Source organism: Pedobacter sp. Bi27, from assembly GCF_918698255.1.
Classification (GTDB): Bacteria; Bacteroidota; Bacteroidia; order Sphingobacteriales; family Sphingobacteriaceae; genus Pedobacter.
Map to the genome: position 1 here is coordinate 474,037 of NZ_CAKKMW010000002.1, position 15,305 is coordinate 489,341.

Consider the following 15,305-nt stretch of genomic DNA (forward strand, 5'->3'; position numbering starts at 1 on the left):
GCTTAGAAAAAATATTTCTAAGCACCTTTTTTAACTAATCAGATATTGGAAAAACTTTTACCTAAGCTTTGCTTTACCTTATTAATTTTACTCAAGGCCTTTACCGCGCTTGCTGTAGAAAAAGGTGTAATCAGTGGGAAGGTGATTGAAGAAGTTGGTGGATTATCTATTCCATCGGCAGTAATATCTGTTTATATCGATGGATCTGAACAGCCCATAATTACGTCTGCCACAGATGAGGATGGCCATTTTAGTATTAAAAATCTAAAAACAGGAAATTATAGCATTAGGGTAAGTTTTGTTGGCTATGCCCCATTAAAAGTAAATGGAATAGCCATAACAGAAAAAGATTTTGATAAAAACCTGGGCGCATTAAAACTAACCTCTGAACAAAATTCTTTGCAGGAAGTAACCATTACCTTCCAAAAACCACCTATCGAATTCGGAGCTGACGGTGTTACCTATAATGTTGGCTCAACACTATTAGCCGAAGGCAGCACCGCAACAGATGTATTAAAAAACGTACCAATGGTGCAGGTAGATATTGATGGTAACGCTACCATTGCAGGAAAGAGAAGTACGAGGGTTTTTATTGATGGTAAACCCTCAGACTATATGACCTCTAACATCGTCGACCTGCTAAATGTGCTACCTTCTGATGCCATCGATAAGATAGAGGTCCTTACCAATCCACCATCTAAATATAGCGGAGATGGCGAAGGCATCATTAACATTGTAATGAAAAAAGGCTTCAAGGTTGGCTTTAACGGTAATGTAGGTGTTTCGAGCGGATTGCAGGGCAACGGCAATACCAACGCCAATGCCTCTTACCGCGGAAAATCTTATGCTATAAATGGAAGCGCAGCTTATCGCTATAATGTTGGGAAAGGTGACAGCCATAATTTCCGCGAAAACTTTTTTCCCGATACAACTTTCTATTATGACCAATACGGGGCTTACCGGAACCATAACAACGGTGGAAATTTTAGAATGGGTTTAGATTGGACCATTAGTCCAAAGCAAAGCCTGCGCTTATCAACCAATTACAACCTCAATAATTCAAATTCAAATGCTACAACCGATCTTCATTACTTAAGCGAAGAACGCATAGAAAACCGCCTCCGCAACCAGCATAATACGGGTAAAGGCAATAGCAATAACTTTGTTTTTAATGCCGATTACGATCTTCAGACCGATACCAGCGGAGGTAAAATATCTTTAGGATTAAATTTCAACACCAATAAAAATATCGATTTTAGGGATTATAGCACCACTTATGCCCAACCCAGCACATCAGCCCCAACTTTACAGCAAAATAATAACAACACCGGAAACAGGGGGCTAAACGTAACCTTTGATTACGAAAAACCAATATTCAATAAACGCGACCGCATTGAAGCCGGGCTGGCTTTTAACTACAGAAAGAACGATAACGACTTGTTAATCGAAAATTTTAATTTTGCAGCGCAACAGTTTGTGCGTAACAACAAATTATCGAACCAGTTTTTATACAATGAAAACATAGCTGCTGCTTATGTATCCTACAACTACCGGAAGGTTGGCTGGGGCGTTAAAACAGGAGTTAGGGTCGAACTTACAGATGTAGCTTTCGATTTATCTACCGGGCAGAATTATAATGTAAAACCTTATCTCAGTGTTTTCCCTAATTTATCTTTAAATCGATTTTACCGCAAACGGTACAATATTGGTGCTACCTATAGCATCCGTATAAACCGGCCAAGAGAAAATACCTTGAACCCACAGGTTAATAATGTGGATACACTTAATATCTCCTATGGGAATCCTAATCTATCGCCAGCTTACACCCACCAGTTTGATATTAATTTTGGGGCTTTTGGCCAGAAATGGTCATTCAACCCGCGGCTCTCTTATTCGACCAGTCAAGGAGTTATAGAACGCTACCGCACGGTAACGTTAATTCCGGGCTCCAATACAGCCAGATCTGAAAGCACTTATGATAATGTGGGCACCAATAATTCGCTATCGCTTATCTTAATCGGGAATTATCGCCCTACCAATAAGATATCGGCCAATGGAAATTTCAGCGTGATCCAAAGTAATTATAAATCGCAGTTAAACAATTCGCTAAACCGAGATGGTTTGAGTTTTAGAGGGGCAATTGGCCTATCGATGCAGTTACCGCTTAAAACGGCTTTCGAATCGAACTTAAATTATGCCAACAATACCAATGCACAAGGCCGGAGCAAAGGTTCCATTACTTCTAATTTCTCGGCCAGAAAAGTCTTTTTAAGTAACCGGTTAAACCTTCGCGTAACAATTAATGATATTTTAGGGAACAGAGCCAATACCTTTTACAATGAAGGACAGAATTTCAGGCTGGAGAATTATTCAACCAATAACACGCAGAATTTCACTTTCAGCCTAAATTATCGTTTCACTAAAATTACCGTAAATAAAACTCCACCACCGCCGTCTCCTGCAAAACCACAGTAAGATAAATCATATTGCTTATCTTGCACCATGGAAGAGATCAACCCTTGGAAAACATTAGAGAGCGAGGTAAAGTACGACAACAATTGGATCCGATTAACCGAACATCAGGTGATTAACCCCTCTGGCGGAAAAGGAATTTATGGTACCGTTCATTTTAAAAACCTGGCGATCGGAATCCTCCCACTAGATGAAAATTACAATACCTGGTTGGTTGGTCAATATCGATATGCCCTAAACGCTTACAGCTGGGAAATTCCCGAAGGTGGTGGGCCATTTCACGAAGCATCGCTAGAAAGCGCCAGAAGGGAATTACTGGAAGAAACGGGAATGAGTGCCAGAAACTGGAAAGAGATTCAAAGAATGCATTTATCTAACTCTGTGAGTGATGAACTGAGCATAATCTATGTTGCCACTGGTTTAATTCAAGGTATCGCGATGCCTGAAGAAACGGAACAACTCATGGTAAAAAAATTGCCCTTTGATGAAGCTTATCAAATGGTTTTGAATGGAGAAATTACCGACTCAATAAGCGTTGCCGCAATTTTAAGAGCAAAGCTGATGATAATGAATGGCGAATTGTAGTTCGGACAACCACCAAATGTTCCTAATGGAACATAAAAAATATTGCATATTTTTTCTACCCAGCATATGTCCCCATGGGACATTAGGGGCAATCTGATGATTATAAGATCTTTTTAAAAAAATGGGCACACCTCTGTCTACTCCAAGTACTTATTATTTTGTTACTAAATCTATAAGCTGTTCCTTAGGAACAAATCCTAGTAGTAGTAGAAATAATACAATTGCAATTTTCGTTCCATAGGAACGTTTCATGACCAATAAAAATGCTATATCTTTTATAATTCAAAAAATTATATCTAATTTAAGATCGCAAAACAATGCATCAAACCGTTATTTAATAAGATCATTTGTTTTAAATTGCCAGTGCAATCCCTAAATATTAAATCATCCTAAAAATTATTAATGTCCAGTATGGACATTTCCCCGGTAGAAATTGCACACAACAATTTTCGTTCCGTAGGAACGTTTGATTATGATTTAAAATGCCATGCCGAATACCTACACCCAATTGCATATTCAATTTGTTTTTGCCGTTAAATTTCGCGCTTCATTAATTCATAAAGATTGGAAAGAAAGGCTTTTGAAATATATCACAGGGATATTTCAGGCAAATAACCATAAAATGATCCAGATCAATTGTATGCCAGATCATATTCACATCTTTATTGGTATGCGGCCACACCAATCCATTTCCAGCCTGATCCAGAATGTAAAAACAGAAAGTTCAAAATGGATTAACGATCAGAGATTTTGTAAAGTTAAATTTGCCTGGCAAGAAGGTTATGGTGCATTCTCTTATTCAAAAAGCCATGTTCAACAAGTTATTCAATACATCCAAAACCAGGAACAGCACCATAAAAAGGAAACCTTTTTACAAGAGTACACCAGCTTCTTAAAAACGTTTGAGATTGAATACGAAGAAAAATACATCTTCAAAGAACCAGAATAATTTATTATTATCTTTGCCATCTATTAAATCAACCAGATGAGCAAGCTTTTCGGATATATTTTAAGCCCTATTTTTTATATTTTCTTTGGATTAACACTTTGTATCTTCCATCCTATACAATGGATTTGCTTTAAGCTTTTTGGTTATAAAGCGCATAAAGTTTCGGTAGATATCCTCAACTTTTTCCTAACCTACTGCCAGATTTTTCTATTCAATTCAATCAGCTTTAAGAATGAATACGATTTACCTACAGACAGACCAATTATTTTTGCTGCGAACCACCAGAGTATGTACGACATCCCTTCGTTAATTTGGTTTTTAAGAAAACACAGCGCAAAATTTATCTCTAAAATTGAGCTTACCAAAGGTATTCCATCCATATCCATTAACCTGCGTTTAGGCGGTGGGGCAAACATCAACCGAAAAGACAACAAACAGGCCATTTCCGAAATCATCAAACTTGGCCGTAGAATGAAAGAAAACAACTGGAGTACTGTTATTTTCCCGGAGGGAACCCGAGCGAAAGATGGTCAGCTGAAAACATTCCAATTTGGAGGTATTGCTACCATATTAAAAGTAGTACCCAATGCTTTGGTCGTTCCGGTGGCTATAGAAAATTCATGGAAAATTGTTCGCTTTGGCATGTTTCCATTAACCACAGGCAATGCGCTAAAATGGACGGTTTTAAAACCGATAGAACCAGGCGTAAAAACGCCAAATGATATCACGCTTGAGGTAGAAAACGAAATCAGGAAAGTTTTAGGTCAACCAATGGCGCAGGCTGCTGTTTTGTAATTTTAATTAATCTCTTTAAAGATCCTTCGACTCCGCTCAGGATGACAATCGCAGCAGGATCATTCCGTGGTTTTTGTGCTTCCGTGGCAATTAAAAGGTTAATTGTTTGAACTGGTTAAGCGCCTAATGCCAAACGCTCTAAATATTCTTATTTCCGATCACCCTAAAAAATTCATCGCGGTAAGTATCGCCAACAGGGATAATTTTTTGATTGATGGTAATGCGGCTACGCTCAATACTTTCAATTTTATCAACAGCCACAATATAAGATTTGTGTACCCTGATAAACTGACCTTGAGGTAAAGCTTCTTCCATCTTCTTCATACTCTGTAGCGTAATTACACGCTCATCTTTCGTAAATATCGAGATGTAATCTTTTAAACCCTCGATAAATAAAATATTATGCAGATAGATTTTTTGGATCTTATGTTCTGTTTTAACGAAAATATAATCCTGAACAGGATTTGCTGAACCAGAAAACGGTGCAGGTGTAACGATGGGCTGTGCCACACTCGCAGGGGCTTCAGTTGGTTTTACCTGATTATGTACTTTTTCTACCGCTTTATAAAAACGGTCGAATGCAATTGGCTTTAACAGGTAATCCGAAACATTAAGGTCATAACTTTCTAAAGCGTATTGTGGGTAAGCGGTTGTTAATATATAGTGGCATTTATTGCCAGCAATTTTTAAGAACTGGATTCCGGTCAGCTCAGGCATTTGAATATCTAAAAACACAAGATCAATCCCTCCGCCCTGAACAATCTGCAAAGCTTCAATAGGGTTTTCGCACCTTTTAACCATGGTTAAAAAAGGTACTTTCGAAATATAATCCTGTAAAATATCAAGCGCTAAAGGCTCATCATCAACAACAATACAGTTTAAGTTCATTTTAGGTTATTATTTTAATTAATGATTTTATCCGGGTTATGTTTGGTTATCGGATTATATGTCAATCATCAGTTCACAGGTATAATGAGTAGCCGAATTTACAACATTTAATTTATATCTATCAGGATAAACCAATTGTAACCGTCGTTCTACATTGGTTAAACCAACTCCTCCCTGTGCATCTTTATTCTGTTGGTTCTTTTTATTTACTACACTAAAATGCAAAATCTTTTGATTGGCAATGATATTAATTTTTACCGGTTCTGCCGGATCGGTTACTACCCCATGTTTAAATGCGTTTTCTACAAACGAAATCAGCATTAAAGGAACAATTTTCTGATTGTCAATTTCGCCGTTTAAGGTAAGCTCGATATAGGCGCCATCTTTAAACCTTATTTTTTGCAATTCGATATAACTGGTTAAATAGTCTACTTCCTTACTTAGTGCTACCGTTGGCGTATTGCTCTCATAAATCATGTAACGCATAATTTCCGAAAGCTTCATAATGGCATCGGCAGTTTTATCCGATTTCTGATAGGCCAGTGAATAGATATTATTGAGCGAATTAAAAAGAAAATGCGGGTTTAACTGCGATTTTAAAAACTGAAGCTCCATCTCCCGCCGCTCACTTTCTAAGTTACGTTGAATCCTTTCACTTGCAAACCAATCGATGGTAAATTTAATGATGCAACTGCAGATTAAGAAAAAGCCCGACAAGAACGTAACCAAAATCACAAAATTATGAACAGGTATTTCCATCCGCTTTCCCTTAGCGCTTACCGTAGTCAGTACATCATCTGGATATAATACCGCAATAGCGGTTTTAGCAACAACAGATACAGCAATCAACAATAAGAATGCTAAAACATAGATGAGGTATTTTTTTCTCTTTTTTATTAATTCAGGAATTAAAAAGATATAATTAATGTAGAAAATAGAAATATTGATTACCCCATAAACAACATAGCTGATAAAATAATCTTTCATCGTATGTTTTGTGGTATCGAATATATTACCACCAACGATAATCATTAAGATAATTGTCCAAAAAATAGCATGTAATATTAAAGGCCCCTTACTTTGTTTCATTAAGATATATATTAAATGGTTATGAAAGCTGATATCCGTTTAATAGACGCATATTCTTTCATGCATCCAAAATAAATAAAGTTTTATCGATTTACTTACACAATCTACCAACGGGCATTTTTTTTCTACCAACGGCCCAATAGGCAAATTTTATCGACAAACGCCAAAAATGTCTGTTGATCTAGAATCTTGAACACTTGGTATAATAGATTTTAGCAGGTTGTTTTTCTTGAGTTTCTTTGAATCATCAAAACGAAAACAAAATGAAAACTTCATCAGCAATCAACTTAAAAAATCAAACAGTAATTACTGATGGTATTTTCGCAACCGCTCAAATAAAACTATCGATCATGAAAAAGTTAGCAAACACATCACCATTTTTACTTTTATTATTACCTGTATTTATGATGATTATTTTAACCCTTACCGTTAGCACCAATCAGAATGATGCAGAAATAGTTGTAAAACCTACAAAAACATCTGGTTCTGTTGTGAAACAGGTAACTGCCATTTTCAAATAGAAACAATGGGTAAATACGCTATCGAAACTGTAGGTTTAAACTTTAACTTCGGCAACCAGGTTATTGTAAAAGATCTTTCATTACAAGTGCCAAAAGGCAGCATTTACGGCTTCTTAGGCCCCAATGGGGCTGGCAAAACAACCACTATAAAAATCTTGCTTAACCTGCTCAAATCGCCTTCCGATCAGGTTTTTATCTTTGGCAAAGAAATAAACAGTAATCGCATAGCTACCCTTAAACGCATTGGCGCTCTGGTAGAACAGCCAGCCATTTATGGGCATTTAACAGGGAAAGAAAACCTCATTAACCGCTGTATTCTGTTAGGCATAAAAAAAACGAAAGCTGATGAAATGCTGTCGCTGGTAGGTTTGACAGAAGCAGCAAATAAAAAAGCCAGTAAATATTCGTTAGGTATGAAACAACGGCTGGGCATTGCGCAAGCACTAATTTCAGACCCGGAATTACTCCTGCTGGATGAGCCTACAAATGGCTTAGATCCAAATGGCATTATTGAGGTCCGGAACCTCATGATCGATTTAGCTACTAAACACCAAAAAACAATATTGGTTTCAAGCCACCTATTGGCAGAAATAGAAAGAACAGCAACCCATGTTGGCATTATAAACAAAGGTCAATTATTATTTCAGGGCACCATTAACGAACTTCATTTACTGAGCAAACCTATGCTCGAAATCGAAGTCGACAAGATCGAAAGCGCAAGTTCCCTTTTAACAAAGTCGGGTTATGAAATTATTGCAAAAACCGATAGGATAATTACTATTCCATTTACTTCATCACAAAAAAGTGGAGAACTAAATACATTACTTATCCAAAATGGTTTCACGGTGAGCAGTCTTTATCAGCAAAGAAAAGACCTCGAAAATTTATTCCTTGATATTACCAAAACAAACTAACATGCACGCTCTTTATATTTCTTTAGTATCAGAATTTTACAAATCCAGGAAAACCTTAGCTTTCTGGGCAGCTATATTATTACCAGTTATTATATGTGGGTTAATCAGCTTTGGTTTTTATTCCGACGCCGAGAAAATCATCGCTAGGCATTATCCTCCAATGGTATTATGGGCACATTACAGCGGTGCGGCACTCGGCGTAATGGGATTTTTGATAATGCCCTTCTATGTTATATTCATGGCCTTTTCGGTCAATAATATCGAACATAAAAACGATACCTGGAAGATGTTATTTGCCCAGCCCTTAAATAAATTTTCGATTTATGCGGCAAAATACCTGTATGCGGTGTTGTTAATATTTATCTGTTTATTCTTATTCGCTACACTTACCTACGCCTTTGGCCACTTATTACAGGTATTGTTGCCTAAGCTTAATTTTAATCAATACAACCCGTTAAATATCCTGGTTAACTCTTACGGTAAATTATTCTTATCATCTTTAGGCATTTTATCGCTACAGTTCATATTAAGCCTGCTATGGAGCGACTTTCTTAAGCCAATGGGCATTGGCTTTATTGGAACGATTATGGGCATTATTACCGCAAATGTAGGGTGGAAATATGCTTACCTGATCCCATATTCATTACCTGCTTTGTCTTTAAAGATGACCAAGGTAAAAAAAGGAGGCGATCCGCTGGATTTTCCGGTTTTTACGCAGGAAATATGGACGAGTTTGATTTACGCAGCGATACTTTTCATCATCGGCTATTTTATTGTCACCAAAAAGAGTATAAAATAGCTGGCGCTACTGCAAAAGACATTAAAAAACAAAAGCCTGCTGATTTGACTTTAGTATCAAATAGCAGGCTTTGCTGTTTAGAATGAGAGGTTATGCGTATTTTAACCCTTATAAGGATAATATTCTTTCTTTAAAGGCCCAAACAATTAATTGATAAGAATTTTTAAGATCGAGCTTTCTTACCATATTTCTTCGGTGCGTATTAACGGTATGCTCGCTGATAAAAAGCATTTCACCAATTTCCTTACTGTTGTACCCCATCGATAACAGGTGTACAATTTCAACTTCCCTTTCGCTGATCGAACTGTGATTTTCCCGTAACAGGATATTGTTTATCATTTTTGAAAGAATTAAATGGTTAATGTTTCTATAATCAAGCTTTCTTAAAAGATTAGACTTATTTTAAAATAAGTCCAAAATATTTGTTTTAATAGGACCCACGGCATTCATTGTTTACAATCACAAATTATTCAGCTGTTATTGTATACCAAAAGTAGTGGTACCGCACAATTCGATGTTAGCACAAAACGCCCTAAATAACAGGGTGTTTTTACGGTATTTTAATTGCAAATATTTCTTGCCAGAACACTTATTATTATCGATTTTTAGACAAATCAAACTTTTAACTTTTATGAGCAAAAAATTTAATTCGGAACCTATCGATAAGAAGGTTGCGCAGGCAATGGTTAATGCCTACACAGAAGAAGCCAGGAAATTTCCAAAATCTTACACAAAAGCCGTATGGTTTCCGGCAGAGCAGATTTTAGAAATAGCAAAATCAATGAGCGAAGGGAAATATGATGGATTGAGAATTTATTTTGGACAATACACCCCCGACTCACTCGAAGGTTTGCCAAAAACATACGAAGGCCGAAATACCTTACTATTGGTACCTACACTGCCGAGTATAAGCAATGATGACGAACACAAAGATGACCTGGATGATATCGAAAACAGGGGAGAAATGTGCCCTGAAGTATGCAATGGAACTTGTCTATAATATAAAGAATGATCAAGATTATAGATCCTGTAACCTCAGTTGAACTTGTATGTTTAATAATTGCTATATTTTTTCTAAGCAAGGATAAACAAAGTTTTTGGACTATAACCTTGGCGTATCTTGCATTTGTATGTTGTACAGAGTATTTCGGTCAGTATATTGGTGCTAAATACAAAAACAATCTTTGGGTATATAATGTATTTGTTTTTTTTGAGGCCGGTTTTATCTCTTATGGATTGTATAATTGTTTTAAAAAATACATTAACCCTAAACCCATTTTTTTAATTAGCAGCATTATTATCTACACCACATATTTTGCTGTTTTTATAAAAAATGGGGTTTTTGCTTTCAATTCGATTACTGTAAGTGTAATGTCGGTTATTTTTGTGCTGTACTGCCTTTACTATTATTACTTACTACTTAGGGACGAGCACCTTTTAGATATTACGTATCACCCAGAATTTTGGTGGCTAACCGCTGTTTTGTTCTTCTATTTTGGCAGTACCACCAGTAATTTGTTTTTTGGCTTATTTAAATCTATCAAAATTGGTCCTTACCCACTAACATACGCTATCTACATACTATTAAACTGGACTTTATATAGCCTTTGGGCTTACTCTTTTATATGCAGAGCCAAACAACGCAAATTGCAATCTTAGTAGGAATATCTACTTTGATTTTTTTATTGATGCCCGTGTTTTTGATATTCTATATTAAGATTAGTATAAAGTATAGAAAAAATCACATTCTCGAAAAGGCAGCTATGAAACAGAAATTTGAATCCGAAATGCTTCAAACCCGTGTGGAAGTACAGGATCAGACCATGCAGAGCATTGCCACAGAACTGCACGATAATGTTGGCCAATTGCTCAGTCTTACTACCTTAACCTTAAACTCCGTAAATTTAGATGATGGCGAAAAGGCTAAAAAGAAGATCGACAATTCCTTAGCGCTAGTGAACAAATCAATTAAAGAATTGAGAGAGTTGGCTAAGTTATTACATGGCGAACAATTGGTAGAAAATGGCATTGGGCATGCAATAGATCAAGAGATTAACTGGCTTAACAAAGCTGGAGCATATGAGTTAAAAGTTAGTAACCAATTAGTTGACCTGCAGATCACATCTCCCGATAAAGATTTGATTATTCTTCGTTTATTACAGGAAATCATCAATAACATTATAAAACATGCTCGGGCAAAACATATACAGATCGATTCTTATCTCGAAAAGAATGCTTTACATCTAAAGGTTATTGAGAATGGTGTAGGTTTTAACCCCGAAGAAATTAAATCAAAAAAATCGGGAATGGGACTAAATTCTATTTATAAAAGAATTGAGATGATCAATGGAAAATTAATATTAAATTCGACTCCAGGCGAAGGCACTTCCATTTCCATAGAAGTTCCATACCCTTAATTGTATGCAAGACCAAAGTATCTCTATCGCTATTGTTGATGACCACACGCTTTTCCGTTCCGGATTGGCCAGCCTATTGGAAGAATTTGACGAAATAAATGTCACGTTTGAGGCTGTAAACGGATTAGATCTACAGTCTAAAATAAACAGCCACAAACACGTCCAACTGGTGCTAATGGACATTAATATGCCGGTAATGGATGGTTTTGCAGCAACCAAATGGGTTAAAACCAATCATCCGAATGTACATGTGCTTGCATTAAGTATGCTCGAAGATGAAAAAGCAATTATCGGAATGCTTAAAGCCGGTGCCGGAGGCTATATGCTTAAAGAATCAACCCCATCCGATCTGCTAACAGCAATTAAAGTAATAGTAGATAAAGGTTTTTATGTAAACGAACTGGTATCGGGCAGACTTTTGGTGGCGCTAAAAGACAGCGATCAAAAACCAGTATTCTCTGCAAGAGAACTTACATTTTTACAATATTGCAGTACTGAACTTACTTATAAGGAAATTGCAGACCTCATGATTGTTAGTCCACGCACAGTAGATAACTACCGGGAATCTCTTTTTGCGAAGCTGAATATTAAATCGCGCACCGGATTAGTGGTATATGGCATCAAAAACAACCTGATTACCATATAGTCTCCACACCTTATCGAAACAGATTTAAACACTGTTTTTCAGTCAAATAGCTACTTAAAGCTAATTACTTTTCTCAAAGTAACCTCCTAAAAGGAAGCAAAAACTCATTTTTATTCATTTTTCTAATAATTTATTCAATAAAATTAGGATAACTAACTAATTAGTTTTAACTTTAGTTAAGGCAAAGTAATTTGCTGTCATCCTTATTATTATTAACTATTATGGAAATTAAAGATTTAACCAAAGCCGAAGAACAGATTATGCAGGTTTTATGGCAATTGGAAAAAGCATTCGTCAAAGAAGTTATTGATGAGCTACCCCTCCCTAAACCTGCATACAATACCGTATCAACCATTATAAGAATTTTAGAAACCAAAGGTTTTATTGGTCACGAAGCCTTCGGTAAGGCACACCAATATTATCCTCTAATCAGCAGAGAAGAATATAAACGCCATGCAACAGAAAAACTGTTAGGCAATTACTTCGAAAATTCGGTAGAAAGTATGTTCTCTTTCTTCGTTAAAGAAGAAAAACTGGATTTAAGTGATGTTGATGAAATTTTAAAAATGATTAACAAAATTAAACATAAGCCAAAATGAGTTTTGCCCACTACCTATTACAGGTGAACTTATACTTAATTGTTTTTTTCGGTTTTTACAAATTACTGTTAGATAAGGAGACCTATTTCACTTTAAACCGCATTTATTTAGTAGCTGCGGGCGTTTTGTCGCTATCTATACCATTTATCCGTTTAGAATGGCTAACGGAGCAAAGAGCGGCACAACAGGTTTATACTTCAGTTAATTGGGAAGCCGTATTAGCACAGGCAACGATTGTAACGGAGCGCAATACCGGTTTTAACTGGGGGAATGCATTCGTTTACATCTATTGCGCAGGTATTTTGTTCTTCTTAGGTAGATTGGTATTTAACCTATTAGCGGTTAAAAAACTCATCTCAATAAGCAAAGCGGGCTCGGCTTTCTCTTTTTTTGGCAAAAAAGTAATTGATCGGGAATTGCCACAAATGGATGTGATTGATATTCATGAAGAAGCACATATTAAACAATGGCATACAGTAGATATTTTATTTTTCGAAATTATAGGAATTATAACCTGGCTAAATCCAGTGATTTATCTTTATAAAAAAGCAATTAAAAATATTCACGAGTTTTTAGCCGATGAACTTGCAGCCGAATTTCAGGGTGATAAAGCGGAATATGCCATGTTATTGCTCAGTAAGTCGTTCGGCATTTCGCCAAATGCCTTAACAAATGGCTTTTTAGAAAAATCATTGATCAAAAAAAGAATTTTCATGCTTCATAAAGAGCGGTCGAAAAAGATCGCTATTATGAAGTATGGAATTTTTATCCCCTTATTTGCCCTTCTGATTGTGTTTTCGTCGGCTACTGTCCGCAAAAATGAAAAGTTGTTATCCATTACCGATCAAATCCCTTTAGAGAAACCAATTGAGATTGTAGAAAACATGGTTACAGCACCCGAGAAGATAACTGTAGCACCTAAAATTTCAGTTGATGGCAAAACAGATGCAAACTGGAAAGGATTTTACCAGTTTCTATTAAGAAATATTAAATACCCAGGCGCAGCCAGCAGTGATGAGGTACAAGGTAATGCCCAGATAAAATTTAATCTAAAAAGCGGCAGGGTTACCAATATTACATCGAATGTAGAACTGGGGGCAGGTTGCGATGAAGAAGTGATGAAAGCAATTTTATCTTATAAAGGATTTAAAACTGTAGCAGATGGCAATTATGCTTTAACGGTAAGTTTTAAAATTCCAGAATCTTCAGAAGAGTTCAGGAATAAATTATTACCTGAATCGGATGGATATGTAAATCTGAACAAGATCAATATCATATCTTATCTTCCTAAAACCGCTGAAACAGAAACCAGTTCTATTAAATCTGAAAATACAGATAAAGTATATGATTTCGTTTCAATCGAGAAACAACCGGAGTTTCCGGGCGGTATAAGCAAGTTTTATAGATATCTGGGTGGCAGCATCAGGTATCCGAAAATGGCGCTGGAGAATAATGTGCAAGGTAAAGTTTTTCTCAGTTTCGTGGTTGAAAAAGATGGTGCACTATCCGATATCCAAATTACAAGGGGTTTAGGAAGCGGCACAGATGAAGAGGCAATAAGGGTTTTAAAAGAATCGCCAAAATGGCACCCAGGCATCCAGAATGGCTTAGCCGTGAGGGTAAAATACAATATCAATGTGAATTTCACACTTAATGACCCCTCACAAGAAACTAAAGCAAATAGCATAGCAACAAACCGGATCGCCTTTAGGGATGGTATAAATCAAGAAGCGTTGATCATTTTAGATGGTGTGAAGTTGCCAAACAATAGCCAGTTGAGTACTATAAATCCAAATAACATAGAATCGATTTCTGTTTTAAAAGATCAGGCAGCTGTTAATCTTTATGGGGAAAGAGCTAAAGCTGGTGTAATTCTAATTACAAGTAAAGGATCTAAAAACAATGCCTTCAAACAATTGGATGGAAAGGAACTTACTACCGACAAAACTTCTAATTTTTTCAACCTTAAAAGAAAATTCTAACCAAAATGAAAAATATAATCGCCTTTACCCTAATGATGGGTTTTAGTTTAGTTGGTTTTGCTCAAAAAGCAGATAGCACAAAAACAACCAAAATTACACTTAGAGGTGTACCTGCCCCTGGCATTGAACCCTTGATTGTAATAGATGGCAATAAACAGTATATAAGGGGCACATCATCACTTAGCGAGGTTGATCCCAATAATATTGAGTCTGTAAGCATCTTAAAAGATAGTTTAGCAACAGCTACGTATGGAGCTGACGGTTTTGCTGGGGTAATAGAAGTTAAAACCAAAAATGGCTCTTTAAGCAATTCTAAATTTAAAACCGCTCCGATAAAAATTGACGACCCTAATTTAAAAGGGAAAGTATCAGGATTTAGCACTCGACCAAATGTACCTAACCCCAATACGTCTATAACCTTAAGAAATCTATTGAATAGCGATTTCGACCCGAAGGCAGAACCGCTTTATGTTGTGGATGGGAAAGAAGTTTCGGAAATAAAAAACATGGATCCGAAATCTATTGAATCAGTAGAAGTGCTAAAGGATTCGTCTGGTATAACTTTACATGGTGATAAGGGCAAAAATGGAGTGGTGATTATCACCACCAAAAAATCAAAAACAACGCCCAAGAAAAACTAAATAATCAG

Annotated in this window: 17 protein-coding genes; 14 read left to right on the top strand and 3 right to left on the bottom strand. The window is 36.4% G+C overall.

All coding sequences use genetic code 11. From position 1 onward, the window contains the following. The first annotated feature begins 45 nt into the window (after positions 1 to 45). From LQ227_RS07430 to LQ227_RS07445, 4 genes are all read left to right on the top strand, one after another. Positions 46 to 2,475 (top strand): outer membrane beta-barrel protein, encoded by a 2,430-nt coding sequence (locus LQ227_RS07430; RefSeq protein ID WP_230148908.1) that lies wholly within the window; start codon positions 46 to 48, stop codon positions 2,473 to 2,475. Positions 2,476 to 2,502: 27 nt separating this feature from the next. Next, a complete protein-coding gene (locus LQ227_RS07435; RefSeq protein WP_230142338.1) occupies positions 2,503 to 3,057 on the top strand; it encodes an NUDIX hydrolase in 555 nt (184 codons plus the stop codon). A 487-nt stretch (positions 3,058 to 3,544) separates the two neighbouring features. Then, a complete protein-coding gene (tnpA, locus tag LQ227_RS07440) occupies positions 3,545 to 4,006 on the top strand; it encodes an IS200/IS605 family transposase (RefSeq protein ID WP_230142341.1) in 462 nt (153 codons plus the stop codon). 36 nt (positions 4,007 to 4,042) lie between these two features. Beyond that, the gene (locus LQ227_RS07445; protein WP_230148910.1) at positions 4,043 to 4,801 is read left to right on the top strand and encodes a 1-acyl-sn-glycerol-3-phosphate acyltransferase; all 759 of its coding nucleotides are present in this window, start codon (positions 4,043 to 4,045) and stop codon (positions 4,799 to 4,801) included. Between the two features lie 138 nt (positions 4,802 to 4,939). Here LQ227_RS07445 and LQ227_RS07450 read toward each other — a convergent pair whose 3' ends face one another. Together LQ227_RS07450 and LQ227_RS07455 are read right to left on the bottom strand one after the other, a co-directional pair. Beyond that, positions 4,940 to 5,689, bottom strand: a complete 750-nt coding sequence (locus LQ227_RS07450; RefSeq protein WP_230142345.1) for a LytTR family DNA-binding domain-containing protein — start codon at positions 5,687 to 5,689, stop codon at positions 4,940 to 4,942. A gap of 54 nt (positions 5,690 to 5,743) precedes the next feature. Then, entirely contained in the window at positions 5,744 to 6,778 is a 1,035-nt protein-coding gene (locus LQ227_RS07455; RefSeq protein WP_230142347.1) for a sensor histidine kinase, read from the bottom strand. Positions 6,779 to 7,041: 263 nt separating this feature from the next. Here LQ227_RS07455 and LQ227_RS07460 point away from each other — a divergent pair, with 263 nt between their 5' ends. The 3 genes from LQ227_RS07460 to LQ227_RS07470 are packed head-to-tail and all read left to right on the top strand — an operon-like array spanning position 7,042 to position 9,012. Continuing rightward, entirely contained in the window at positions 7,042 to 7,299 is a 258-nt protein-coding gene (locus LQ227_RS07460; protein ID WP_230142348.1) for a hypothetical protein, read from the top strand. A 5-nt stretch (positions 7,300 to 7,304) separates the two neighbouring features. Then, on the top strand, positions 7,305 to 8,213 hold the full coding sequence (locus LQ227_RS07465; RefSeq protein WP_230142350.1) for an ABC transporter ATP-binding protein: 909 nt from the start codon (positions 7,305 to 7,307) through the stop codon (positions 8,211 to 8,213). A gap of 1 nt (position 8,214) precedes the next feature. Further along, positions 8,215 to 9,012, top strand: coding sequence for an ABC transporter permease (locus tag LQ227_RS07470; protein WP_230142352.1), 798 nt, complete (start codon positions 8,215 to 8,217; stop codon positions 9,010 to 9,012). Positions 9,013 to 9,120: 108 nt separating this feature from the next. Here LQ227_RS07470 and LQ227_RS07475 read toward each other — a convergent pair whose 3' ends face one another. After that, positions 9,121 to 9,351: a response regulator transcription factor gene (locus LQ227_RS07475; RefSeq protein WP_057931491.1), complete on the bottom strand. Its 231-nt coding sequence runs from the start codon at positions 9,349 to 9,351 to the stop codon at positions 9,121 to 9,123. A 292-nt stretch (positions 9,352 to 9,643) separates the two neighbouring features. Between LQ227_RS07475 and LQ227_RS07480 the strand changes: the two genes are divergently transcribed. The 7 genes from LQ227_RS07480 (at position 9,644) to LQ227_RS07510 (ending at position 15,297) form a co-directional block, all read left to right on the top strand. Next, positions 9,644 to 10,012 (top strand): hypothetical protein, encoded by a 369-nt coding sequence (locus LQ227_RS07480; RefSeq protein WP_230142354.1) that lies wholly within the window; start codon positions 9,644 to 9,646, stop codon positions 10,010 to 10,012. An 8-nt stretch (positions 10,013 to 10,020) separates the two neighbouring features. Next, a complete protein-coding gene (locus LQ227_RS07485) occupies positions 10,021 to 10,671 on the top strand; it encodes a hypothetical protein (protein ID WP_230142356.1) in 651 nt (216 codons plus the stop codon). A gap of 104 nt (positions 10,672 to 10,775) precedes the next feature. Beyond that, positions 10,776 to 11,429 (top strand): sensor histidine kinase, encoded by a 654-nt coding sequence (locus LQ227_RS07490; protein ID WP_230142359.1) that lies wholly within the window; start codon positions 10,776 to 10,778, stop codon positions 11,427 to 11,429. 4 nt (positions 11,430 to 11,433) lie between these two features. Then, positions 11,434 to 12,075, top strand: coding sequence for a response regulator transcription factor (locus tag LQ227_RS07495; RefSeq protein WP_230142361.1), 642 nt, complete (start codon positions 11,434 to 11,436; stop codon positions 12,073 to 12,075). A 221-nt stretch (positions 12,076 to 12,296) separates the two neighbouring features. Beyond that, the gene (locus tag LQ227_RS07500) at positions 12,297 to 12,674 is read left to right on the top strand and encodes a BlaI/MecI/CopY family transcriptional regulator (protein ID WP_147227562.1); all 378 of its coding nucleotides are present in this window, start codon (positions 12,297 to 12,299) and stop codon (positions 12,672 to 12,674) included. Continuing rightward, positions 12,671 to 14,656 carry a M56 family metallopeptidase gene (locus LQ227_RS07505; protein ID WP_230142364.1) on the top strand — a complete coding sequence of 662 codons (1,986 nt, stop codon included), beginning with the start codon at positions 12,671 to 12,673 and terminating at the stop codon, positions 14,654 to 14,656. Before LQ227_RS07500 ends, LQ227_RS07505 begins: the two co-directional genes overlap by 4 nt. Before the next feature lie 5 nt (positions 14,657 to 14,661). Next, positions 14,662 to 15,297: a TonB-dependent receptor plug domain-containing protein gene (locus LQ227_RS07510; RefSeq protein ID WP_230148913.1), complete on the top strand. Its 636-nt coding sequence runs from the start codon at positions 14,662 to 14,664 to the stop codon at positions 15,295 to 15,297. Positions 15,298 to 15,305: the final 8 nt, after the last annotated feature.